General features: G+C 51.8%; 21 protein-coding genes. 11 read left to right on the top strand and 10 right to left on the bottom strand.

What is annotated here, in order from left to right:
- The first annotated feature begins 48 nt into the window (after window positions 1-48).
- The 3 genes from J0X12_RS16780 (at window position 49) to J0X12_RS16770 (ending at window position 4,918) form a co-directional block, all read left to right on the top strand.
- A complete protein-coding gene (locus J0X12_RS16780) occupies window positions 49-1,191 on the top strand; it encodes a CaiB/BaiF CoA transferase family protein (RefSeq protein ID WP_207047596.1) in 1,143 nt (380 codons plus the stop codon).
- A gap of 109 nt (window positions 1,192-1,300) precedes the next feature.
- Window positions 1,301-4,531 (top strand): coiled-coil domain-containing protein, encoded by a 3,231-nt coding sequence (locus J0X12_RS16775; RefSeq protein WP_207047595.1) that lies wholly within the window; start codon window positions 1,301-1,303, stop codon window positions 4,529-4,531.
- A gap of 18 nt (window positions 4,532-4,549) precedes the next feature.
- The gene (locus J0X12_RS16770; RefSeq protein ID WP_207047594.1) at window positions 4,550-4,918 is read left to right on the top strand and encodes a DUF4870 family protein; all 369 of its coding nucleotides are present in this window, start codon (window positions 4,550-4,552) and stop codon (window positions 4,916-4,918) included.
- 30 nt (window positions 4,919-4,948) lie between these two features.
- On the opposite strand, the gene J0X12_RS16765 is transcribed toward J0X12_RS16770, so the two are convergent.
- Window positions 4,949-5,170 (bottom strand): acyl-CoA carboxylase biotin carboxyl carrier protein subunit, encoded by a 222-nt coding sequence (locus J0X12_RS16765; protein ID WP_207047593.1) that lies wholly within the window; start codon window positions 5,168-5,170, stop codon window positions 4,949-4,951.
- 117 nt (window positions 5,171-5,287) lie between these two features.
- On the bottom strand, window positions 5,288-7,108 hold the full coding sequence (typA, locus tag J0X12_RS16760) for a translational GTPase TypA (RefSeq protein ID WP_207047592.1): 1,821 nt from the start codon (window positions 7,106-7,108) through the stop codon (window positions 5,288-5,290).
- Window positions 7,109-7,354: 246 nt separating this feature from the next.
- Between typA and J0X12_RS16755 the strand changes: the two genes are divergently transcribed.
- Together J0X12_RS16755 and J0X12_RS16750 are read left to right on the top strand one after the other, a co-directional pair.
- On the top strand, window positions 7,355-8,527 hold the full coding sequence (locus J0X12_RS16755; RefSeq protein WP_207047591.1) for a M20 aminoacylase family protein: 1,173 nt from the start codon (window positions 7,355-7,357) through the stop codon (window positions 8,525-8,527).
- A gap of 39 nt (window positions 8,528-8,566) precedes the next feature.
- Window positions 8,567-9,358: an enoyl-CoA hydratase gene (locus J0X12_RS16750; RefSeq protein ID WP_207047590.1), complete on the top strand. Its 792-nt coding sequence runs from the start codon at window positions 8,567-8,569 to the stop codon at window positions 9,356-9,358.
- Between the two features lie 21 nt (window positions 9,359-9,379).
- Here J0X12_RS16750 and dgcA read toward each other — a convergent pair whose 3' ends face one another.
- From dgcA to J0X12_RS16725, 5 genes are all read right to left on the bottom strand, one after another.
- Window positions 9,380-10,366, bottom strand: a complete 987-nt coding sequence (gene dgcA / locus J0X12_RS16745; RefSeq protein ID WP_207047589.1) for an N-acetyl-D-Glu racemase DgcA — start codon at window positions 10,364-10,366, stop codon at window positions 9,380-9,382.
- Complete coding sequence (gene dgcN, locus J0X12_RS16740; RefSeq protein ID WP_237688198.1) at window positions 10,363-11,364, bottom strand: N-acetyltransferase DgcN; 1,002 nt, start codon at window positions 11,362-11,364, stop codon at window positions 10,363-10,365. Before dgcN ends, dgcA begins: the two co-directional genes overlap by 4 nt.
- Window positions 11,365-11,399: 35 nt before the next feature.
- Entirely contained in the window at window positions 11,400-11,990 is a 591-nt protein-coding gene (locus J0X12_RS16735; RefSeq protein WP_207047588.1) for a gamma carbonic anhydrase family protein, read from the bottom strand.
- Window positions 11,991-12,062: 72 nt separating this feature from the next.
- Window positions 12,063-13,847: a putative bifunctional diguanylate cyclase/phosphodiesterase gene (locus J0X12_RS16730; protein WP_207047587.1), complete on the bottom strand. Its 1,785-nt coding sequence runs from the start codon at window positions 13,845-13,847 to the stop codon at window positions 12,063-12,065.
- 424 nt (window positions 13,848-14,271) lie between these two features.
- Complete coding sequence (locus J0X12_RS16725; protein ID WP_207047586.1) at window positions 14,272-14,652, bottom strand: c-type cytochrome; 381 nt, start codon at window positions 14,650-14,652, stop codon at window positions 14,272-14,274.
- 382 nt (window positions 14,653-15,034) lie between these two features.
- On the opposite strand from J0X12_RS16725, the gene J0X12_RS16720 reads away from it, so the two are divergent.
- A complete protein-coding gene (locus J0X12_RS16720) occupies window positions 15,035-15,808 on the top strand; it encodes a DUF6969 family protein (protein WP_207047585.1) in 774 nt (257 codons plus the stop codon).
- A gap of 63 nt (window positions 15,809-15,871) precedes the next feature.
- On the top strand, window positions 15,872-17,002 hold the full coding sequence (gene spbR / locus J0X12_RS16715) for a SpbR family protein (protein WP_207047584.1): 1,131 nt from the start codon (window positions 15,872-15,874) through the stop codon (window positions 17,000-17,002).
- 57 nt (window positions 17,003-17,059) lie between these two features.
- Here the strand turns inward: spbR and J0X12_RS16710 are convergent, their stop codons facing one another.
- On the bottom strand, window positions 17,060-17,545 hold the full coding sequence (locus J0X12_RS16710) for a thioesterase family protein (RefSeq protein WP_207047583.1): 486 nt from the start codon (window positions 17,543-17,545) through the stop codon (window positions 17,060-17,062).
- 104 nt (window positions 17,546-17,649) lie between these two features.
- Here J0X12_RS16710 and J0X12_RS16705 point away from each other — a divergent pair, with 104 nt between their 5' ends.
- Both J0X12_RS16705 and J0X12_RS16700 read left to right on the top strand, forming a co-directional pair.
- On the top strand, window positions 17,650-19,047 hold the full coding sequence (locus J0X12_RS16705) for an FAD-binding oxidoreductase (protein WP_207047582.1): 1,398 nt from the start codon (window positions 17,650-17,652) through the stop codon (window positions 19,045-19,047).
- 41 nt (window positions 19,048-19,088) lie between these two features.
- The gene (locus J0X12_RS16700; RefSeq protein ID WP_207047581.1) at window positions 19,089-19,793 is read left to right on the top strand and encodes an HAD family hydrolase; all 705 of its coding nucleotides are present in this window, start codon (window positions 19,089-19,091) and stop codon (window positions 19,791-19,793) included.
- Window positions 19,794-19,806: 13 nt separating this feature from the next.
- Here J0X12_RS16700 and J0X12_RS16695 read toward each other — a convergent pair whose 3' ends face one another.
- Window positions 19,807-20,613, bottom strand: a complete 807-nt coding sequence (locus tag J0X12_RS16695) for a pentapeptide repeat-containing protein (RefSeq protein ID WP_207047580.1) — start codon at window positions 20,611-20,613, stop codon at window positions 19,807-19,809.
- A 188-nt stretch (window positions 20,614-20,801) separates the two neighbouring features.
- Between J0X12_RS16695 and J0X12_RS16690 the strand changes: the two genes are divergently transcribed.
- Together J0X12_RS16690 and J0X12_RS16685 are read left to right on the top strand one after the other, a co-directional pair.
- Window positions 20,802-21,443 (top strand): HAD-IA family hydrolase, encoded by a 642-nt coding sequence (locus J0X12_RS16690; RefSeq protein WP_207047579.1) that lies wholly within the window; start codon window positions 20,802-20,804, stop codon window positions 21,441-21,443.
- Between the two features lie 27 nt (window positions 21,444-21,470).
- Window positions 21,471-22,406 (top strand): NAD(P)H-dependent flavin oxidoreductase, encoded by a 936-nt coding sequence (locus J0X12_RS16685; RefSeq protein ID WP_207047578.1) that lies wholly within the window; start codon window positions 21,471-21,473, stop codon window positions 22,404-22,406.
- A gap of 16 nt (window positions 22,407-22,422) precedes the next feature.
- On the opposite strand, the gene J0X12_RS16680 is transcribed toward J0X12_RS16685, so the two are convergent.
- Complete coding sequence (locus J0X12_RS16680; protein ID WP_207047577.1) at window positions 22,423-24,669, bottom strand: CHASE2 domain-containing protein; 2,247 nt, start codon at window positions 24,667-24,669, stop codon at window positions 22,423-22,425.
- Window positions 24,670-24,803: the final 134 nt, after the last annotated feature.

Here is a 24,803-nt window from a genome sequence, read left to right as displayed (position 1 = left end):
ATTAGCTGGAATCACTTAGGTCTATAATAATTAAAAAGGGAAAAAATAATGGGGCCATTATCTGGATATAAAATTGTTGAAATGGGCGGGATCGGTCCGGGTCCGATGTGCGCGATGCTGTTGGCGGATCTTGGCGCCGATATCGTTCGTATCGATCGTCTGTCGGATCCTGGTCTTGGCAGCATGCCCAGCTCCCGCAACAGCCTCCTGATGCGGAGTCGCCGCTCTGTCGCCGTGGATACGAAAAGCGAAGCGGGGCGTGAGGTTGTCCTAAAATTGATTGAGCAGGCCGACGGCCTTATCGAGGGATTTCGTCCCGGCGTCATGGAACGTATGGGACTGGGGCCAGACGAGGCGTTGAAGCGCAACCCGAAGCTTGTCTACGGACGTATGACAGGTTGGGGGCAGGACGGCCCAATGGCAAAGGCGGCCGGCCATGACATCAACTATATTGCCCTTTCCGGTGTGCTACATGCAATCGGACGGAAAGGTGAGGCTCCGGTACCGCCGCTTAATTTGGTCGGCGATTTTGGAGGTGGCGCACTTTATCTCGCACTTGGTCTTGTCTGCGGTATCCTTGAGGCCCAGAAATCTGGCAAGGGACAGGTAGTCGATACGGCAATGGTCGATGGCGCTGCCTCTTTGATGACCATATTCTTTGGTCTGATGTCTGCGGGCAACTGGAAGGATGAACGCGGCGTAAATATGCTCGATACCGGTGCCCACTATTATGGTGTCTATGAGACGGCAGATGGAAAATATGTTTCGATCGGCTCCATTGAGAAGAAGTTTTATAAAGAATTGTTGGAACGCACAGGATTGGATAAGGAAGATCTGCCGCCTCAGCTGGATCAGAAAAGCTGGCCGATCCTCAAGGCGCGCCTGACGGAGGTATTCAAGACGAAAACCCGGGATGAATGGGATGAAATAATGTTGGGAACCGATGTTTGTTATGCGCCCGTGCTTTCCATCATGGAAGCGACACAGCATCCCCACAACACTCATCGGAAAACCTTCGTTGAATATGAAGGAATTGTCCAGCCTGCCCCGGCACCACGCTTCAGCCGGACCGAGGGGGCCATCCAGAGCCCGCCCTGCCTGCCGGGAGAACATACGGTGGAGGCGATGCGTGACTGGGGTATCGCCGATGACACCATCGATGAATTGCGCAACGCAGGTGTTATCAAGTAATCGTTTTTTAAGGGATTTCCAGATTTCGGAGGGGTTCATTTAATCAGAAAACTTGACGCAGCGAAGCTTTTGCGGAACCCTTCTCTGATCGTTTAGTAGGAGAGGGGTGATGTTGCAAAAACATCAGAAAGTTCAAATTCGCAGCGGCGAGACAATGCCCGCCGCGAAAACAGATGTTGTGCCGCAAAAAGCTCCGGAAAATAAAGGGTTATCCGGTGCTGCCTGGTTGTTTGGTATTGGCGTTCTTCTGACCTTGGGCTGGCTTGTGGCTGTTGGCGCCTATGTTTATACAAGAATCGGCTGGCCTGACATTCTCCAGATTGCCCCTCTGGACCTGGGAATCCTGTTTTTGGGCGCATTTGCGCCGCTAGCCTTCTTGTGGCTGTTGCTTGGCTATTTTTATCGCGGACTTGAAGCGCGCCTGAAGGGCAATGCCCTCGATCAATTAATGGCCAACCTAGGGTATCCGAGCGTCGAGGCGGAAAACCGGGTTGCCCGGCTTACTGAAGCGCTAGAACGTCAGTCTAAAGCCGTTCAGGACGGAACAGAGAAGGCGGCTCGTCGAATTGAGGACGCGTCCGATCAACTGGAAAAACAGGGAGATGCCGCCAGTTCAGCGACGGATGGTCTCCTTAAAACATCAGACCGGATAAAAGGCGAACTCGAAAGCCGGGAACAGCAGATTAACGCTCTGATCGACAAGATTAATGAGCAGGGCACACGGCTTAATGATGCGATTACGCTTCAGACCAGCAGTCTGCAGAATGCAGCCAATGAAACCGAGGAACGGAGCAAATCCGTTCAAGATGCTCTGGCAGCGCAGATAAAGGCGCTTGAAAATGCCATTCGTGTCGCCGATGAAAAATCGCAGGACATCACCCTAATTCTTGGTGATACGAGCGAGAAAATATTTGCAACCGCGACACAGACCTTAGAAAAAACAGCACAAGCCAAAGACGCACTCGGTAACCAGATCAAAAGCCTGGAAGATGCCGCCAATCAACTGCGACAGAAGCTGGATGACGGCACGGCGCATCTGGGTGAACGCGGGCAGGAAATCGCCGAGATTTCTCGTAACTCCTCAACCGAGCTTTCCAAGACCGCCGATATTCTGCTGCAAAGCACTACGGACTTAAGCATTGCAAGCGATGAAGGCGTTACGCGCCTTAATGCCCTTCGGAATACACTGATAAACAGCGTGGCCGAAGTGGACAAGGCACTTGACCAACTCGAAAGCCGGGAGGCTGGCTTGTTGCAGGTAGCGAAAGAGGCTGAGACCGGCGCACAGGAAACCGCCGACCTGCTCCGCGAGAATACCCAGGACCTTGCTGTTAAAACCAGCGAGATGACTGAGAAAATGTTGCTCAGCAGCATGAAACTGAAGGATGAGACAGCTACTCTGGAAGGCATCCTAAAATCGACCGGACAGAGCCTCGAGGCAGTAGACCTAAGCCTCCGTCAGGGACAGGAGCTTCTCGATGCTGCAAGCGAGAAATCCCTTAGAAATGCGGATCAGCTCGGCGAAAAACTTGCGACCCATGCGGCAAACCTCAATGAAGCCTCCGAAGCCACCGGTGCAAGAACGACGCTCATTCAGGAACAACTCCGCAATCAGATCGCGGTTTTTGAATCAGCCTCTCAGCAGATATTGGCTATGTCGCGAGAGATCAGTGAGCGTCTTGAAAAAGACGTGATGCTGCTGGCCGAAGCGAGTACGGATACGAACAGCCGGATTGCGGAAGTTGGGACCAGTCTGCAGCGCCAGGCAGAAGACCTCAAACTGACCTCCGATGCGGTTACAGGCAAGATGCGTGAAGCGGGCGAGGAACTGCGCCGTGAAGGTTCGGAAATTGAGGTGAGTGCTGACAAGGCCTCGCGAACCCTTGCCTCGGCAAGTGAGGCTTTGAGCAAACAGCAGAAAGAGCTCGGGGCTTCCGCGGATCACTCGAAAAGCAAGCTTGCCGCCGCCATTGAGGAAACCATACGTTACCATCAGGACTTCATGGCGACAGCAGAACGGGCAACCTTGCAGGCGCGTCAGTCTGGTGAGGCCGCGCATTCCCAGACCGCTGAACTCGCCAAGACAGCGGAGCGCGCCTCTGCCGAGTTGAGGGCGATGGGTGATCAGGCTACCGATCATGTCGAGCAATTGAACAAGGTGGCTGCCAAGGCGGAAGGTCAGGGCAGCCGACTGGCAGAAGTTACCCGCTCCTCGCTTGCCCATATCAGCGAGGCGAGTGGATCCGCCAAGGTCCATATGGAGGAGCTTGCGGATATCTCCGTCCGGGCGAAGGATCATGCCGAAGCTATGGAAGAAATTCTTCAGCAGGAAACACAGGCTCTCGCGGATATTGCCCGCCAGTTGACGGAACAGGTAGAGACTGTCGAGAAAACGCTGTCTGAACGCTCTTACATGCTAGACCAGTCAGTGGATCAGGCGTCGGAAGCAAGCGATAGATTCCATCGCCGATCTGTCGAGCTTGCAAAGGCCAGTGAATTAATGATCAAGGGCATTCAATACGCAGATCAGGCATTGGCAAAACACAAAATGGAAATTGACGACACTCGTCGTCATATCCATGAAGACCTTGATCGAGTGACGGCAAAAATATCGGAAGCCGGCCTACAGGTGAAGGAAGCCGGTTCGGGCGCCGCGAAACTGTTTCATGGTCAGGCTGAAGAGCTCATCCACTTTACCAACAAGGCCAACGAAAGCGCGCGGGCATTGGGGGAGCAATTTGAAAGCCAGCACAAGAAGCTCGCTCTCTCCGTAAAACAGGTCGAAAGTACGCTCAACCAGTCTGCTACCATCCTTAAGGAAGAGAGCGCAGCGTTTAAAACGGCCGCGGAAAAAGCGGCAGAAGACGCTTTGTTGTCGGGACAGAAAATTGAACAGCAGACCACAAATCTCACGACGGCTGCGGCCCGGGCGAAGAAGGAAACGGATCGCTTGTTAGAGAAGAAAAACAAGGTCCGTAACGAACAGTTCATGAAGTCCACCGCGTTTATCATGGAAAACCTGAATTCCCTGACCATCGACCTGAACAGGATCATGGACAGCAGCCTGTCGGAGGAGTTATGGCGGCGATATCGGAAGGGTGAAAAGGGTATTTTCACACGGAAATTATTGAAGTCACGCGACGCGGACAAGATCCGTGCACGGTATCGTGACAGCGGCGATTTCCGCCGATTCGCAGATCAGTATGTATCGGAGTTCCGTGAAATCATGGCGGAGGCCGGCGCCGTCGATCATTCCGAGCTGCTTTCAGATGCCTTTATTACGGCGGACGTAGGAAAAGTCTACCTCCTGCTGCAAGAAGCGTTGGAAGGCATGGAGTAAGCCGGAAAGGGCGCGGGAATGAATAACGTCACTGAACGAACAGAAGATGGCCCCCGGATGCGGGAAGCTGCAAAAATGGTGCAGAAAGTTTATATTATCTATCTGGCTGGCCTCATTATTCCGATAGCACATTTAGTCGGTGTTATAATGGCCTATATAAACCGGGGGGACGGTGCGCCTTGGGCTGAGACGCATTTTCGCTACCAGATCCGCAGCTTCTGGATATTCTTCCTGTACTGCGTAATCGGGTCGTTGCTGGTATTCGCCGGCATCGGATTCTTGATAATCCTGGCAGCCTATATCTGGTTTATCATTCGTTGTGCCAAAGGCCTAAAGCTACACGCACGCGAAGAACCGGTCCCCGATCCGGCGACCTGGCTCTGGTAGACTAACTTTCAGATTACGGCAAATATCCGTTCAGGTTTCTATTCTGGCAATGACCTGGTCTTCCGCGACCGCATCGCCCTCACCGACAAGGATTTCCTTGAGCGTTCCTTCGGCGGGCGCGCCCACAGGAATCTCCATTTTCATGCTCTCCAGAATGACGACGTCGTCATCTTCTTCCAGTTGCTGACCGACCTCAGCTTCGACTTTCCAGACCTTCCCCGCGACTTCGGCAACTACGTCAATTAACGCCATTCTATCCTCATTTGGTTTTTGTTATTGTTAAGACAGACATATGTTTCCACAAGTCGCCATTAATCGCCACCCTTATTTTAGGATGCTGCAAGGGCGCCTGAAATTCTGTGCGGAGGGTTAGCTGGCGACCTTCTCGCGGGAGGCTTTTTTACGCTCATGTGGATCGAGATGGCGCTTGCGCAGTCGAATGTGATTTGGCGTTACTTCCACCAGCTCATCGTCGTCAATATAGGCGATTGCCTGCTCCAGGCTTAGTTTACGCGGGGTCGTAAGGCGAACCGCCTCATCTGTTCCCGATGCCCGGATATTTGTAAGCTGCTTGGCTTTAAGTGCATTGACTTCCAGATCGTTGGGGCGGTTATGTTCGCCAAGGATCATGCCCTCATAAACGTCGATGCCGCTTCCAACAAAGAAGAAGCCGCGTGCCTCAAGGTTCCAAAGCGCAAAGGCGACAGACTTGCCTGTAGAGTTGGAGATAAGCACGCCATTGCGCCGACCGGGAATTTCTCCCTTATGCGGAACATAGGAATGGAATAGTCTGTTCATGATACCGGTTCCACGCGTATCGGTCAGGAACTCGCCATGGTAGCCGATCAGGCCACGGGTGGGGCACAGGAATGTGATTCGTGTCTTGCCACCGCCAGATGGGCGCATGTCAGTCATCGTACCCTTGCGAAGGGCGACTTTCTCAACCACGACACCTGAAAACTCGTCATCGACGTCGACAACAACTTCTTCGAGCGGCTCAAGTGTTTCGCCATTTTCGCCTTCCCGGAACAGAACTCTCGGGCGGCTGATGGACAATTCAAATCCTTCACGGCGCATCGTCTCGATCAAAACCCCGAGCTGCAACTCGCCCCGACCGGAGACAATATAGGAATCCGCTTCAGGGCTGTCCTCGACACGAATGGAGACATTGCCCTCGATTTCCTTCATCAGGCGTGCCCGGATCACCCGGCTTTGCACTTTGTCGCCATCGCGGCCTGCGAGTGGCGAAGAGTTAATTGCAAATGTCATCGAGATCGTCGGCGGATCGATCGGCTGCGCATCGATTGGCTGGGTTTCCTCGGGCGTGCCGAGTGTATCTGCGACAGTGGTTTTCACGAGACCGGCTACAGAAACGATATCGCCAGCGCGTGCCTCTGCGATGGTTTCGCGCTCAAGTCCTCTGAAGGCCATAATTTTCGTTGCGCGCGCATCCTCGATCTTGCCCCCCTTGCGGCTTAGACCCTTGATCAGGTCATTTGTCTTCAGGACGCCGCTTTCCACCCGGCCTGTCAACAACCGACCAAGATAGGGGTTGGCCTCAATCGTGGTGACAAGCATGCGAAAGGGAGCTTTCTCATCAACTTCAGGCGCATTCACATGCTTGACAATCAAGTTGAACAGAGGATGAAGATTCTCCTTCGGTTCGGATAAATCCGTAACCGCCCAGCCTTCCTTGGCGGACGCATACAGGACCGGGAAGTCGAGTTGGTCCTCGTTCGCGTCGAGGGCGACGAGCAGGTCAAAGCATTCATCCAACACTTCATTGGAACGGGCGTCGGGGCGATCCGCCTTGTTGATGACGATGATGGGTTTCAAGCCAAGCCCAAGTGCTTTTTGCGTCACAAACTTCGTCTGCGGCATCGGACCTTCAGCGGCATCGACCAGAACCACAACCCCGTCTACCATGCTGAGAATACGTTCCACTTCACCGCCGAAATCGGCATGGCCCGGTGTATCCACGATATTCAGGCGATAACCTTCCCATTCGACAGAGGTACATTTGGCAAGGATCGTGATCCCGCGTTCCCGCTCCAGATCATTGCTGTCCATGGCGCGTTCGGCCACATTCTGGTTATCCCGGAACGTCCCGCTCTGTTTCAAGAGCCCATCCACAAGAGTTGTCTTCCCATGATCGACATGGGCGATAATCGCTACGTTCCGAATTTCCATGATATATACTTCGTCTTTATAAAAAGCGCGCGCAGTATAGCGCTGATCGCGAGATTAGCAAGCAATCCTTTCGCACTTGCACACAAGCTGATTTATATAGTCCAGAAACCGAAAGATAAAAGAAGAATATGACAATTAAATCAATTTCTGAATTCTTAGATGCAATTCTGCCGGATATTGCCATTCCTTCGAAAGGGTGGCACCATGAAAACCATCAAAGAATAAGCAAAAAATAGGGGAACGGGGATGCCTGTCAATAACCGGATAGCGGAGACCCATGAAGAGATGCAGGCGTGGCGGCGGGATCTTCATCAGCATCCTGAGCTTTGCTTTGAGGAACGCCGTACGGCGGCGATTGTAGCAGAAAAACTACGCAGCTGGGGGCTTGAGGTACATGAGGGCATCGGTGTAACCGGCGTTGTCGGTGTACTGAAGGGGCAAGGGACAAGTTCCCGCACTATCGGCATTCGGGCAGATATGGATGCCCTGCCGATGCAGGAAGAGAATGAGTTCGCCCATAAATCGACGATTGACGGCAAGATGCATGCCTGCGGCCATGATGGACATACGGCAATTTTGTTGGGGGCTGCAAAGTATCTGGCCGAAACCCTTAATTTCGATGGAACGGTTCACTTTATTTTTCAGCCAGCCGAAGAAGGCGGCGGCGGTGGGGACGCGATGGTCAAGGACGGGCTGTTTGACCGCTTCCCCTGCGATGGCGTCTACGGCCTTCATAATCAGCCCGGAATGCCGCGCGGTACCTTCAATGTGCGCACTGGCCCGATCATGGCGTCTGCCGATACAGCAGTCATGAAGATAAGGGGTAAGGGCGGGCATGCGGCCTATCCCCATCTGACCAATGACCCGATTGCTGCCGGAGTGCAGCTTTACACAGCCCTTCAGACGATTGTCGCGCGCAATGTCGGGCCCGTTGATAATGCCGTCGTCAGCGTGACCCAGTTTCAGGCGGGTACCGGCATTAATATTATTCCGCAGGAGGCAACGTTGTCCGCATCCATCAGGGCAATGACGGCCCAGATACGCGATCTGGTGGAATCCCGTATCCGGGAGATTTGTGCTGGTGTTGCGGCGACACATGGCGTGGAAATCACCCTTGATTATCAGCGACGCTACCCGAGTGTCGTCAACCACGAAAAGGAAACGCAGATTGCAGCCAGGGCCGCAGTCGAGGTTGTGGGGCATGAAAACGTAAATATGGATACGCCAATCCGGATGGGCAGCGAGGACTTTGCCTTCATGTTGGAGGCTTGCCCTGGATGTTACTTTTTTCTCGGGACCAATGATGAAACGCATTTTCACGCCGTCCATCATCCCGAGTTTGATTTTAATGACGAGGTGCTGTCGATTGGCGCCAGCATTTGGGCGCGGTTGGTCGAACAGCAGTTACCGCGTCAGTAAAACCAGTTCTCAGATGAACTCAAAATAAGGAAAATAAATATGTCTGATGTACTTCTTGAAAAGATTGAAAATGGGATCGCGACACTGACCATGAACCGGCCGGAGGCGCGTAACGCCTTTACACGGGAAATGATGGATGGGCTGAGCGAGAAGCTTGCCCGCCTCGCGAAGGATAATTCGGTTCGCGCCGTTGTGTTGACGGGCGCTGGCGGGGCGTTCTGTGCGGGCGGCGACGTGAAGGGGTTTGCGGCGAACGCGGGCGCCAAGGTCAACTTGGATGAGAAAATCCAGGACTTGCGGGAGCGTATGGAGGTAAGCCGTTTGCTTCATGAGATGCCAAAGCCGACTCTCGCCGTTATTCCCGGTCCGGCCGCAGGAGCGGGCTTCTCTCTCGCCATGGCTTGCGATATGCGGATTGCCGCAGATGATGCCAAGATCACCACTGCTTTTTCGAAAGTGGGCTTGTCCGGTGACTTCGGCGGCACTTACTTCCTGACCAAGCTTCTCGGTGAGGCTAAGGCGAAGGAACTTTATTTCACGGCTGATGTCGTTCTCGGAAAAGAGGCCGAAACCATCGGGATGGTCAACAAGTCGGTTCCGGCGGATGAACTTCCTGCCGCAGCCGACGCTATGGCGAAACGCCTTGCAAGCCTGCCGACCGTGGCCATCGGATATATGAAGAAGAATATCAATACGGCCTCCGAAGGGACTTTGAGCGACGTGCTTGACTGGGAAGCAAACCAGATGATCCGTTCTTTCGAGACGGAAGATCACAAGGGTGCGGCTGTTGCCTTTGTCGAAAAGCGCGCGCCGGAATTCAAGGGTCGCTGACTGAAAAGGGGGTAGGGCAGCCTACCCCCACAGTTTGCGGGATGGGGGATGCATGACATTGCCATCGAACTGGATACCGTGTTCGCGATCTTTTTCCAGAAGCAAGGGGCCATCCAGATCTACGAAACGTGCATAGGATGCAAGATACATGGCAGGGGCCATGCCGAGGCTGGTTCCCAGCATGCAGCCAACCATGACGCCAAGTCCGAATTCCCGCGCCGCTTCGGCAAGCAGCAGCGCCTCAGTCAATCCACCGGTTTTGTCGAGCTTGATATTGATATAATCATATAGTTCAACAACATCATCGAGAGTAGCCGTGTCATGCGCGCTTTCATCGGCACAAATTGGAACTGGCCGCTCGATATCACTGAGAACCGAGTCTTCGCCCGCTGGAAGAGGCTGTTCGATCAATTCAACACCAAGATCGGCCATCTTGGGACAGTATTCGCGCATCATATCCGCGGTCCAGGCTTCGTTCGCATCAACAATCAGACGCGTTCGCGGCGCGGCGTTGCGAACTGCGGTCACGCGTTCCAGATCACCCTCTCCCGCCAGCTTGAGCTTGAACAAGGGGCGGTTACTATGTTTCTTCGCCGCAATTGCCATATTTTCAGGGCTATCAAGAGATAGTGTATAGGCGGTAATCGTAGGCCCCAGTGCTGGAATGCCCCCGATTTCTGCAATCGTCTTGCCGCTTAGCTTTGCTTCCAGGTCCCATAACGCGCAATCGACGGCATTGCGGGCCGCACCGGACGGCATGACAGTCAGGAGGCCGTCCCTGGTCAATCCATCGGCAATAAAATCGCGAACAGAGGATATTTGCCCAAGGACGGAGCGGATACTTTCTTCATATCGGGCGTAGGGCACGCATTCGCCGCGCCCTGTCACGCCATCCTCGGTAATTTCAACCACAACGACTTCCGCTGCGGTCTTTACGCCCCTGCTTATTCTGAAGCTACCGGCAATGGTCCAGCTTTCCGATTTTGCCGCAAGTTGCCGCTTGGTCATGGCAGATTATCGACGATTGGCGCTGTGCCATCCTTAAACGGGTCAACGGCCGGAAGTCCCAGTTCCTTTTCGATCTTGGCAAGATAGTCCAGCCGATCAGCGTCCGACAGGCCGGAAGTGTTGATCGCGACGCCGATGAACTTGGCATTCTTGTTTGTCAGCCGTGCCGTCGTGAGGTTCAACTCCATGCAGGTTTTAAGGTCTGGCAGGGGTTGATGTGGCAGCCCGCGCATGTGGGTACGCGTTGGTTCATGGCAGAGCACAAGGGCATCGGCCTGCGCGCCGTGGAGTAGTCCAAGGCTAACACCCGCAAAGGACGGGTGAAAGAGTGAACCCTGCCCCTCGATAATATCCCAGTGATCCGCTTCATTTTCAGGCGACAGTTCCTCAACTGCTCCGGAAATGAAATCGGCGACGACGGCATCGATGGATATACCGGATCCGGCAATGAAAATTCCTGTCTGGCCTGTTGCCCTGAAATCCGCTTTCATGCCGCGATTTAGCATTTCTTTCTCTATGGCGAGGGCGGTATACATCTTGCCAACGGAACAGTCTGTTCCAACAGCGAGCAACCGCTTTCCCTGGCGCGGCGTTCCCTTTCCCGTCGGGACATTGCGCGACGGATGACGGACATCGAACAGGGCGCGTCCGTTGCGTTCCGCTGCGGCTTTGATCTCCGGAACGTCTCCGAGACGAATATGCAGGCCGCTTGCCACGTCCATGCCGGCCTCCAATGCTTCGACAATAACGGAAATCCAGTGATCCGGCAGGAATCCCCCCGAATTCACGATACCGACAACCATGGTTTTCGCGCCGTTTTCAATTCCCTCCGCAATGGACATATCCTTGATGCCGAGGTCCGCGGCACATCCTTCCAGCTTCAATTGACCGACACACCATTCCGGACGCCAGTCGACGATCCCTTTTGCGGTTTTTGCAGCCAGTTGATCTCCCACGTCACCAAGGAACATGAGATAGGGATTTTGCATTTCCGTCATATTGCCTCTCACTAAATTAAAAGCCTGACCTGCCTTCAGGTCTGTTGTTCAAGGGCGGCTTGTTCTTTCTGAAGTTTGTCCATTTCACTCTGCATTTCCTTCAGGCATTCTTCGGAAGCCCATTCACGGTGTTTGCCGTGCTTGAAGGCTAGCGCGTTGCGATAATACATGAAGGCGTTTAACCGGCAACGGGCATAATTATTTTGTGTCCGAACGACCTTTCCAGGGGTACCCATGACAATCGAGTTATCCGGAATGACTGTTCCTTCTTTTAGAAAACTATGCCCCGCGATTATACAGTTGTTCCCGATAACACAGCCGTCCATGATCGTTGTGTTAATGCCAATCAGGCAGTTATCACCGATTGTACAGCCATGCAACGTGCAATGATGGGTAATCGAACAGTGGGAGCCAACAATGGTGCCGGTTGATGCGCCAATATGGATCATGACGAAATCCTGGATATTGGTATATTCCCCGATCACGACTTCCTCGGATTCAGCGCGGATGACCGTGTAGGGCCAGAGCGAGACTCCTTTTTCAAGGCGGACCTTGCCGTAGATCAGGGCACTGGGATGAAGATAGGCGGCTTTGTTGATAATGACGTCCGGACCAAATTCCGACATGAGCAACTCCCTTGTTTTCCATTATTCTCAGGGATATGTGCCATGGCGTCAAACGGAGTTTGACCGGAATGGTTATTTCAGCTCGTCTTTCCAGGGCTGAACTTTCAGCCAGGCATTAAATGTATCAATATCGACGGGTCGGCTCATGAAATAGCCTTGTGCAACATCACAATCGAGAGCCTCCAAAATTCTCCAAATCAGAGCGTCTTCCACACCTTCGGCGACAACCGATAGGCCAAGACTTTTCGCGAGGTCAAGTAAGGTGCGGACAATCACTTCGTCATCGGCGGCGTGCATCATATTCATGACAAAGCTTTTATCGATTTTGATCTCGTCCACCGGGAGCTTCCGCAAATAGGCAAGCGAGGTATACCCGGTTCCAAAATCGTCGATTGAGAGACACACGCCCATTTCATGAAGGCGGTTAACAATTTCGGTTGCCCGGCTGACATCAGAGATGATGGCGCTCTCCGTTATCTCAAGCTTCAAAAGCTCTGCGGGGAAACCGATGTTTTCCAGCTTTCTCGCCACCATATCCGGGAAAGAGGGATTATGCAAAATCAGTGCAGAGATATTGACTGAAACCGAAAGTCTGTTTCCATCGGCCAACCAGCGACTTCCTTGCCTTATTCCTTCTTCCAGAACCCATTCGGTCAATGCTTCAATGGAGCCTGATCCTTCCGCAAGAGGAATGAAACTGTCGGGGAAGATAAGTCCTTGCTTTGGATGCATCCACCGCACCAAGGCTTCAACACCAATAACCTGCTGATCACTGATCCGGACGATCGGCTGATAGTTCAGCAGCAGCTGATTATTGATTACGGCATCCGGTAAGTCCTGCGCCAACCGCAGCTGCTGTCGACGTTCAACATCGTCTTCGTGGGTATAAACCGTGAACGGTACCTTATCCCGCTTCGCGGCATAGAGCGCAGATATGGATTTATGCAGCAACCCGTCTGCCGTATCGTGGTCATCAAGCTGAGCGAGGCCAATTGTTGCACTCACATCCGTTTTCTGGCCTTCAATGATATAAGGTTTGCGAATTTCAAGCTGCAGGCGTGCAGCAATGTTGCCGGCTTCCTTGGTGAAATTCTGATCAACGGCGAGAAGGGCGAATTCGTCATCACCAAGTCGCCCAACGATCGAATTATAGGGGGCAAATTTAAATAGCCGCTTGGCAACTGTTTTTAGAACTTCGTCACCAAAGTCATGGCCTCGGCTTTCGTTTAATTCCTTAAAACTGTTCAAGTCGAGAATGATCAGGGAGACAGATTTTTTCGCGTTGTGCGCTTTTTCGATTGCCTTGGCCATCCGCACGCGGAATTTGCTGCGCCCGGGCAACGCCGTTAATGGATCCTCCTCAATAAAGGCGGATAGTTCCATTTCTAGTATTGCCGTTCGATTATTCAGCTTGCAAAGTCGGTCAGCGTTGAAAAGTGCCGTTTCAAGCCGTTCCGCAGAAAGGTCCTTACTCGCAATGTTTTCCGAAGCGCCTGCGCGAAGGAGGTTGAGGGAACCGTCGATAACAATTACCGGAAGGAATGGCGGTTTGTTGGATGTTTCCTCAAGGACGTCTGTAAATTTACAATCGCCGTCTGCGCCATCAATAATGATACAGTTATAGACACCTGCCGCGATGTCTTTTGCGACAGATTCATTATAACTGTTTTCATGGGCTGCAATAGGGATATTGATGTCATTGCAGAAGTTGAGAATATGGTCACCTGTCTCAAGGACAAGCAACCGCAACTTGTTGTAGTTGAGTTTAAGAGCAGGTCCGTATTGCGCCGCGGATTGAGTAATCCCAGCGGGATCATGGCCCGTCGGTCGTTTAGAAGCTAAACCTCTTGTATTCAATGGACTAATTCTCTATCGAAATAATTATTTACAGATCTTTACGCGGCAATACCTGTTGCTTCGTAAATAACGTATAAACTTACTATGTAAAGAAGGTCTTAATTTTTTCAAATGTTTGGCCCCAACATACAGAAACTTTGGTTCCGTGGGCAAAAAAGGGGCGGGCAGCGATGGGCGTGTTCTGCCTTGTGACCTTGTACCAGGGCAATAAGATATCAATGCCAATGGCGCCACTATAGAATTATCGATTGATCCGTCGAAAACACCGGGAACGGCACCGGGCTTGTGATATATGCCTTGAAAGATGCGGTTCCACCTGAGGTGGCCTTACTATACCTATAAGGTTTGCCGTTATCGGAGGTATATTTATCTCATATGCGCACAAATAGCCGGTGCTGCCAGTTATTTGTGCGCGAAATTTAGGTTACTGGAATGTTTTCAGATAGGCGATTAGGTTTTCTCTATCGCTTTCCTTTTTCAGGCCAGCGAAACTCATCTTGGTTCCCTTCACAAGAGCTTTTGGCTTCTTCAGATACTCGCTCAGGGTTTCATCATCCCAGGTAAGGTTTGCTTCCTGCATAGCCTTTGAGTAATCATAGCCTTCAACGGACGCAGACTTTTTCCCAACAATAGCATACAGGTTTGGGCCGATCTTGTTCTTACCGCCTTGCTCGACAGTGTGGCAGGCCTGGCATTTTTTAAAGACCTTTTCGCCTTTCGCGGCGTCGCCATCCGCGAGAGCGGAAGTCGCTGCTAGGGAGACAGCAAGGGAAATTCCAAGGGTCGCCCGTCTCATCGTTTTCATGGTTTTTCCTTTCACCATTTATTTTAGCCATCGGCATTTACCCAGTGAGATAGCATAGCCGTATTGAGCGGAACAGAGACATAACGTCGCGGTCGGGGTTATGGACAAACACAATCTATCACCTTCTCGTGAAAACATATTCTGCTGTGTCCTCCCGTGTTTATATTGGTGTCAGACAGGGACTAGACCGAAATACCTAATCGCGACCGCCCAAAATATTTGTGCGCTCTTTGGCAGGGTTCGAACCGGCGCGTTGGGTAAGCTTGTCGAATGGGCAACAAGCACTGTGGTGTTTGCCGCGAAGCGGGTTGGTGAACGCGACCATCGGCAGTGATCAGATACTGATCGGATTCCGCTTGGTGATGGAGGAAGAAAGAATAAAATGATCAAGATGGACAATCTCGGAAAGAATGCTGCGGGCGGAATGATCAAGAACTCAAATGAGTTACGGGACGCGTTGAGAGCTTTGCCGCCGAAACGGCTTGACCGAATGAATGCGGCCGCAGATGAGATTCTGGAATGCTATCGGGTTTTGAAGAAGGGCGACGCGAATATTGTCGGCGAAATACTGAAGGGTCAGGGAACATTCTATGAATGGGACCATTACCCCGAAGGGGATGTATATGATAACGAAACCCATGCCCAGTATTATTACCATGCCCATCGCGAGGGAGAGCATGGGCATTTTCACACCTTTTTACGCAAGAAAGGGATGCGGGAAGGGGTGGAACCGGTACCCTACGATGGAGATGCTGAATGGCCGACAGAAGAAGACGAAATTATCTGTCACCTTATCGCTATCTCAATGAACAGTGCGGGCTTTCCAATTGCGCTTTTTACCACGAACCGGTGGGTAACCGGGGAAAACTGGTACGAGAAAAACGACGTAATCGATATGCTGTATGGATTCATCATTGATCATTGTACCCCGTCTTGGCCGGCCAACCGCTGGTTGACGGCAATGTTAGTGCTGTTCCGTCCCCAAATTGAGAAACTGATCATTGCCCGCGATGAAAAAATCAGTGAATGGCAATCGGGGAAACCCGGCGTGGATGTATTCGAGGATCGGGATTTAGAAATTATTAGCTATCTCGACATCAATGTTGAAACCCAGATTCGTGCGGTAAAGGAAGTCATCGAGGAGAGGTCAAGTTAGGGGAATGTTAATATAATTTTGACACACTGAAGCTTCTGAACAACTTAGAATACTGGAGCCAACGTGTCTAATAACGGTTCTTTATGTCCAGCGGATGTTGAACGACTGCTGACGGATCGCTCCGCGAAAGCACGGGCGGAAACGGTAGAGAAGATCGCGGTAAGCATGACGGGCACGGGCTTCAGCAATAAAGAACGTCATGAAGCTGAGGAAATTTTTCGTATCCTCGTGAATGATACCGAAGTCCTGGTCCGCCAAACCTTGGCGGAAACCTTAAAATCAGTCCCTGACCTGTCCCATGATATTGCGATAACTCTTGCCAGTGATATTGCCGATGTCGCTACCCCGATGCTCAGTTTCTCAAATGCGCTCAGCGATGAAGACCTCCTAGACATCATAGGATCAAAATCCGATTTGCACCAAATCGCCGTGGCAAGCCGGAAGACCGTATCGGAAACTGTTTCCGCAAAGCTGGCGGACAGTGGATCAGAGGACGTCGTTGCGACGCTTATGCAAAATGACGGCGCTGAAATCTCGGATGCAACCTATGAAAAGGTACTGGATCAGTTTGGCGAAAGTGAGAAAGTACAGGCGCCGATGGCCCACCGGAGTAAACTCCCGATCACGGTAACTGAGCGTCTGGTGACTATGGTGTCGGACAAACTCCGTGAACATCTTGTGACTCATCATGAAATGTCCCCCAGTATGGCAACGGACCTCATTCTGGAAAGTCGGGAAAAGACGATGATCGGCCTTATCAAGGAGGGCGCAAGCCGTTCAGATCTTGTCGACCTGATCGATCAACTGCATGCGAACGGCCGATTGACCCCGACAATTATCTTGCGTGCCCTGTGTGTCGGGGATGTTGATTTCTTCGAAACGGCCATGGCGAAATATTCGAACATTGCGGTTTCAAACATCCATATCCTGGTCAACGATGCCAGCGGGAAAGGTCTGAGACAGCTGTGCGAGAAGTTAAATTTCTCGGACGGACTCCAGAAGATCATGAAGGTTGGTCTGGAGGTGGCCACCGAGCTTGATTTCGATGGCTCCCCGGGAGACCGTGAACGCTACCGCAACCAGGTTATAGAGCGCGTTCTTACCCACTTTCAGGATGAGTTTGACGGTGAGAATGTCGACTACCTAATTGCCAAGCTCGGCAATGGTACAATTGCAGGCAACCAGGCTGCCTGACCTCGCCAGGATAAAATTCAACATCTGAAGAAACACCGCTTTATATGGCGGTGTTTATTATTTGCGTCGGATTCCGATCACGGCACCAGCTTGTTGGGGCGGCGGTGCATCGGCAAACCGGTCTTTGTGTTCCTGCAAGTTTGACTGCATAAACTCAGGCATAGGGGCCGCTTTCGGTCCATCTTCTACACTCAAATGCATGATCATTTGCTCGGATGTTGCCGCGAGGAATCCTTTGTCCCGATGGCGCATCTCCAGGAAAAGATGCATCCGCTTCTCATCACAATCCAAAACCCGTGCATAAATTTCCAGCGGATCACCTTCATGTACTTCCTGAATATAGGTGACATGGGTTTCAAGGACATAAACAGTGCAGTTTGCGGAACTTCGATACTCCCGCGTAAGTCCAATCTCATCCAGGAATTCATCCAGCGACTGGTCAAATATCAGAACATAATAAGCCACGTTCATATGTTTGTTGTAATCGATCCATTCCGGGAGCACGGGTTGTTCGTGGATCAGGGTCATAGCGGATTTGTTCATTATCAGTCCTTATTTCTTCTTCCTTTAAATGGACGGCGGGTTATATGATACTGTTAAAGAAAGTGGCTGACCAGCCCAGTCGGCGGAGGAATGAGGGAGCTATTATGACGAGCAGACATCCAAAAATGGATCAGGTGATTTCTGAACTAACGGAAATTCTTGGAACGCGCTGTTCAACCGCCGCCGCCGTGCGCGAACAGCATGGTAAGGATGAGAGTTGGCATTTTCCCAAAGCTCCCGACGCCGTCTGTTTTGCCAGAAGTACGGAAGAAGTCTCTCGCATAGTCTCGGTTTGCGCGACACATAAAGTTCCGGTTATTCCGTTCGCGGCAGGGACCTCTCTTGAGGGGCATGTAAATGCTGTTTACGGGGGCGTTTCGATTGATCTCAACGAGATGAACGAGATATTGCGGGTAAGTCCTGAAGATCTGGACTGTACGGTCCAGCCCGGAGTCCGGCGCAAGCAACTTAATGAGTATTTGCGCGATACCGGCCTGTTCTTCCCGATCGACCCCGGGGCAGATGCGTCAATTGGCGGCATGGCGTCAACCCGCGCGTCAGGAACCAATGCGGTGCGTTACGGTACCATGCGTGAGAATATTCTGAGCCTTAAAGTTGTGTTGCCCGACGGGCGCGTAATCTCGACTGGTCATCGGGCCAAAAAAAGTGCGGCAGGCTACGACCTGACCAAGCTCTATATCGGATCCGAAGGGACGCTGGGCATAATTACTGAGGTGACGCTTCGGCTCTATGGCATTCCGGAGGCTATTTCGGCGGCAACTGTCTCGTTCCCGGATATCGAGGGAGCCATCAAGAGTGTAATCCTGACAATCCAGAGCGGCATCCCGGTTGCGCGGATCGAGCTTCTGGACGAAGTGCAGGTGGATGCGGTTAACCGCTATTCCAATCTGGACCTGGCGGTTCAGCCGACACTTTTCCTTGAATTTCATGGCAGCAGTGCATCCGTTCAGGAGCAGGCGGAACAAGTAAGTGCGATTTGCTCTGAATTCGGTGCGGAAGGGTTCAAATGGACGACACAGGCGGAAGAACGCACCAAGCTTTGGCAGGCACGACACGATGCCGCCTACGCGGCCATGGCACTGCGTAACGGGGCCCAGATTTGGGCAACGGACGTCTGTGTTCCTATTTCACGCCTTGCCGATTGTATTCTGGAAACAAAGAAGGATCTTGCCGAAAGTTTTCTGGTGGCGCCGCTCGTTGGTCATGTGGGGGATGGAAACTTCCATCTTTCTTTCGTTATCAAGAAAGAAAACCCTGAAGAACTGAAGGAAGCGGAACGGCTCAACGCCCGGCTGATCGAGCGTGCCCTCTCCATGGACGGCACCTGTACCGGAGAGCATGGTGTCGGGCTCGGCAAGAAGAAGTATATGTATATGGAGCATGGGGAGGCGGTTGATGTGATGGCCGCCGTGAAACGGGCTTTGGACCCGGACAATATTATGAACCCTGGCAAGATTATTCCCGACCGGGCTGCGGAATAACGCTGCAATTAAAATTTCCGCTTTGAAGGCTGTGTCGCGATATGTCCTCTAACTCTCTAACAGTAATCGGCTTTGATGCCGATGATACCCTTTGGCAGAACGAATATTTTTTCCGTATGACGGAGGAAAAATTTGCGGCTCTTCTCGGCGATTTTGCGGACAGCGACCATATTACGGAGCGCCTGATTGAGGCGGAACGGAGAAACCTCGAATTCTATGGATACGGCATCAAGGGGTTTACCCTCTCGATGATAGAAACAGCGATAGAGGTAACGGAGGACAAGGTCCCGGCGAGTGTGCTGCATGACATACTGCGTACAGGTCGGGAGATGTTGCGTCACCCGGTTGAAACACTGCCATATGTCCGCGAAACATTGATGGAACTTCACGGCCGATATCGACTGGTTATGATAACCAAGGGCGATCTTTTCGATCAGGAGCGTAAACTCGCCCAATCAGGGTTGGGAGATCTCTTTGACGACGTCCAGATTGTCAGTGAAAAAAACCGGCATACGTATCAGCGGATTTTTAGTAACGCGGGCCGGACGCCGCTTGAAAGCATGATGGTGGGGAACTCGCTTAAAAGCGATATAATTCCGGCAATTGAGGCTGGCAGCGTCGGTGTTTATGTTCCCCATGATTTAACATGGGTGCATGAACATGCAGAAGCGCCGGTTGATAACGCCCGTTTCCATAGCATCGATCATCTTGGTGAATTGCCGGAGTTGTTGGCTAAATTGAGTTAACAGCTGCTCCGGTTTACGGCGCACATTCGCTGATTGAGAGATTGCCGGGCAGGACCGTTTTCTCGTCGCCGCAGGCGGTATCCAATTGCAGCTGATTTAGTCCAGAAACCCCTTCAAGGTTAGCTCCGGATAAATCCGCGCCCCAGAATGAAGCATTAGAAAGTCTTGCTCCGGACAGGTCGGTATTGGTCAAATGCGCGCGATAAAAATTCGCGTGCCGGAGATCAGTCTCCTGCAGGCGCGCATTCTTCAGGTCGGCCCGCGTGAAATTTGCGTCATTGAGCTCCGCCTTGGTCATAATGGCACCTACCAAATTTGCCCGCTTGAAGTTTACTTCCGTGACCTTGGCATTGCTGAAATTCGAATTGGTAAGGTTGGCGCGCTTGAAATTGGCTTTCCGGATATCCGCGTCCTGGAAATTCACATTCTCCATCTCAGCGCCGTCAAAGTCAGCACTACGCAAATCCGTCCGTCTTAGGTTCACGCCGGTCATAACTGCTTTTTCCATATCGGCATCCTGCAGAATTGCGTACTCGAGATCAGCCGCGGTGAGATTTGCTTTTTCCAGGTCAGACCGACGCATATCGGCCTCCATCAGTTTTGCCTGACTGAGGTTAATCTGTTTCAATATGGAATCGCGCATATTTGCGCCCTTGAGATTGGCGTCTCCCAGATCTTTATATTGCAGCTTCGCTCCCCTAAGATCACAACCACCGCAACTCCCCGTTTCGGTCAGTTTTTGAAGGTCCTGGCGTTCAAACGCACTTGCGCTGGCCATGCCGAGGAGAAGAATCATAGCGCTTATGATTGACGCTTTCATGGGGACGCTCCTGCAAAGATGTTATTTTAATATGCACTTAGGTAATAAACTAACGGAAAAAATGGTGAATTCAATCTACCTTGATGTTTGACAGGATAAAATGCGCCTGTCACTATTTAACAAAAGTAAGAATAATATTCGGCGGCATAAGCAGTCTTTATCCGTCTTGCCAATAAGGAAAAATTCTAATGATAAAAGCCATCCTCTGGGACTTCGGCGGTGTTTTGACGACGAGTCCATTTGAGGCTTTCGCACGATTTGAAAAGCAACAGGGATTGCCCGCAGATTTTATCCGGCGTGTAAACTCGACGAATCCGGATAGCAACGCCTGGGCGAAATTCGAACGCAGCGAGGTGACGATGGAGGAGTTCGACAAGCTGTTCGAAGTCGAAAGCGGCGCCTTGGGGCATGCTATTCCCGGAACGGAAATAATTAAGCTACTTGCCGGAAACGTAAGGCCAAATATGGTCAATGCCCTGAAAATATGCGGGGAAAAGTATAACTGCACCTGCCTGACGAATAACGTTGCGGCGGGTAAGGGGCCGGGTATGACTCGGGACGCGGCGGCGCAGGCCGAAGTTGAGCAGGTAATGGCGTTGTTTCGGCAAGTCATAGAATCAAGCAAGATTGGCCTTCGCAAGCCCGATCCGCGCATCTATGAATATGCCTGCGAGCAAATGGGGGTGACACCGGATGAGGTTGTTTACCTCGACGACCTGGGCATCAATCTGAAGCCTGCCGCCGCGATGGGGATGAAGACAATAAAAGTTGTCAGTGAGGAGCAGGCGCTTCGGGATTTATCGGCAGCGGCGGATATCTCCTTTACCTGACAAAATTTTTCGGAACAAGGAACTGAAATGAATCGAGTACTTCAACATACCGGCGCGAAATACCCGATTATTCAGGCTCCAATGGGCTGGATCGCCCGATCGCAACTTGCTTCCGCTGTTTGTAATGCCGGTGGACTCGGGGTTATTGAAACATCGTCGCGCGAGACAGAGAACTGCATTCGGGAAATTCGCAGGATGCCGGAGCTTACTGATGCGCCATTCGGCATCAACCTGCCGCTCCTGTTCCTCCGCGATGAGAATATGATTAAGTTCGTTGCGGAAAGCGGGGTTAAATTTGTGACGACTTCCGCGGGTAACCCGGAGAAGCTAATTCACATTCTTAAGGCGCATGATATCATCGTTTATCATGCAGTTCCGACGGTTAAGGCGGCGCTGAAGGCTGTAGATGCTGGCGTTGACGGACTGATTGTCGAAGGGGCAGAAGGGGGTGGCTTTAAGAACCCTGAAGAAGTCTCGACCCTTGTCCTGCTGCAGGCTATTCGTGACAAGGTAAATGTCCCGATGGTCGCGGCGGGAGGGATCGTTGACGGTCGTGGTATGGCCGCTGCGTTCGCCGTTGGTGCCGAAGCTATCCAGATGGGAACCCGTTTCGTCTCCGCCAAGGAGAGTCCGGTTCACGCGAATTTTAAACAGGCGATAATCGATGCAGAGGATACGGGCACCTATGTTCTCAATAAGAAATCCACGCCCTGTATCCGGGCGTTAAAAACCGGACGGACAGCGAAAATCCATGATGCGGGCTTGATGCCACCAGACACATTTACACATATTCAGGATCTCTATTTCGGCGGCGATATGGAGGCTAGTGTCGGCCTGGCCGGTCAGTCCGCAAGCCTGATTACAGAACAGAAATCCGCAGCCGACATCATTAATGAGACGATTGCAGGATTTCGTGAAATCACGTCACGCCTTGGAAAGCTGGCCGCCAGCGACAGCTTTTGAGTATTGGCAGCTGATCCTACTTTCTTGTGGCCCGAAAGACGCCATCCCAATCTGTCGGCGGGGGCGTAACCGTGAAGGTTCGAATGCGATCCCGATAAAGCGTCACGAACTTTTCCAGGCGCGGATTCATGCTTTCGATGAAATTCAGCTTGTTAAGAGCTTCGTCCCAGTTCTTTGAAAAATACAAACTCAGGAAGGTTTCTATCGCCTCTTTCGCTTCTATGAACTGGGTCCGTTTTGCATGTTCTTCGTTGCCGAGAAGGCCGAATATCTTGACGGCCTCCTGCTTGCCCTTCACCGCAATTAGGTCAAGCTCGATCATGGCATAGTCCGGTATAGCCGTTGCCGTACTCTCGCCCAGAATGATGCTGAAGCCATATTCCTTTGTCTGTCCTTCCAGGCGGGAGGCCAAATTGACCGGATCTCCGAGGACAGAGTAATCGAACCGCTGTTCAGATCCCAGATTGCCGACAATGCATACTCCAGTATTCAGGCCAATTCCGACGCGAAGCGCTTTGAATGCCCGGTTTTCGCGCTCTGCTTCCTCTCTCAATTCCGCATTCAGGGCCGCAAGCCGTACTATCATTTGCAACGCAGCGTCCGCGGCATCTTTCCGATGCTGATCATTCTCAAGGGGTGCATTCCAGAAGGCCATAATTGAATCGCCCATATATTTGTCGATAGTGCCGTTGTGTTTAAGTATCTCACTGGTCATTGGCGTCAAAAAGCGGTTGATAAGATGGGTCAGCCCCTGCGGATCGTGCTTGTACCCCTCCGAAATGACTGTGAATTCCCGAACGTCACAGAACATAAATGTCATCTCCCGCTCTTCGCCGCCGAGAACCAGGCTGTCGGGCGATGCGGATAGCCTTTTTACGAGTTCGGGAGATAGATAGTGGGCGAAGGCCGTTCTAATGCGGGTTCGTTCCTGTTCGGTGCCACGATAGTTCGCATACACCATCGTAATGTAAACGAGAATGGATATAAACAATGTGTAACTCACATCGATCAGGACGGAGTTATAAACAAAGAAATAGGCTGAGGAACCAATAGCCGTGACCGAGATAAAAACGAGCAATCCCAGGGTCGCCCGGGCGCCAGCGAGGGGCACAAGAATAATCAACGACAGGCCCGTCATCAGTGTTCCGGTCCATTCGAAAATGGCGATAAAATCTGGCCGGAAGAGATAGCTTTGAGACCAGATGTTCTCCAGAAGTTGAAGATGCATTTCCACGCCGGGCAAGTTTGAGGTAAGGGGAGATGCCCGCAAGTCCTTCAGGCCCGTCGCGGAGGTGCCGACGAGAACCAGCTTTCCGGCCAGCAGTTCCTCGTCAACCGTCCCGTTAATGACATCCAGCGCGGATATATACAGTGTCGGATCGTATTGCGCATATTTTAGCCAAATGCGACCGCGCGTGTCTGTCGGTACCAGGGTTCCCGCCACCTTGAAGCCGACAATTCCGTTTTCATTGGTTTGTATAATAACATTCCGTCCCGTTGCCACGCGAAGCATATCCAGCGCAAGGGAGGGTATAATCTTGTCGCCAATCCGGTTGGCAAGGGGAATGCGTCGAACGATCCCGTCGAAATCCTGATCCAGACTGATCATGCCGCGCCCTGATGCCGCGTCATCCAGCTTGTCAATATTGCCGATCAAGGCAGGATAGTTTCTCAGGAATGGTTTTGGATCTTGGCCGAGCAGTGCAAAAGAAGGGATGCGATCGAGCCCTAGATTATTGGCACCAACGCTTTCAGGGCTGACAGATATCCCCAGGACAACACGGCTATTCTCGATGGCCTCCGCAAAGATGCCATCGAAAGATGGAAGGGTGCTGAGTTGTCGTTGCACCAGTGGCGGCAGACCTACAATATTCTGGGACATTTCATTGGGAGACAGCCGGTCCGATTCGGCGAATAACATATCGAAGCCGATGACGGCAGCACCGCTTTTGGTGGTATTTTCCACGAGTTTTGCGAGGTAAGAGCGAGGCCAGGGCCATTGACCGAGGTTCAGCAAGCTGTTTTCATCAATATCGATGACCACAACTGGGCGTGGAAATTGAGCTTCGCGTGGATGGGATTGTTGGTATACATCAAAAATGCGATCTCTGAAGCTGGATAAAAATTGAGGGTCAGAAATCTGCAGAAATAAGGCAGCGGCAAGAAGAGCGAAAGCAGGAATCCTGCCGCCTCTGGCGAAATTCAGCCACTTAAAGTTGTAAAACTTTTTTGAGGGTTTTAGGCCTTGTCTTTTGTCCGTCATACGGGATTTTTCACTCTTTAATGCATTCAGATGCGAGGGTAGCCGTTCATAGAATATCCCGATGTTAACTATAGTTACCAAAAATTTTATGAAATTTGTCGAATATGTGACATAGTTCCCTCTATCAATTTATA

Origin of the sequence: Sneathiella sedimenti, assembly GCF_017313765.1 — a bacterium.
GTDB classification, from domain to species: domain Bacteria; phylum Pseudomonadota; class Alphaproteobacteria; order Sneathiellales; family Sneathiellaceae; genus Sneathiella; species Sneathiella sedimenti.
The sequence above is the reverse complement of the archived record's forward strand: the minus strand, read 5'-3'. Positions and strand labels throughout refer to the sequence as shown.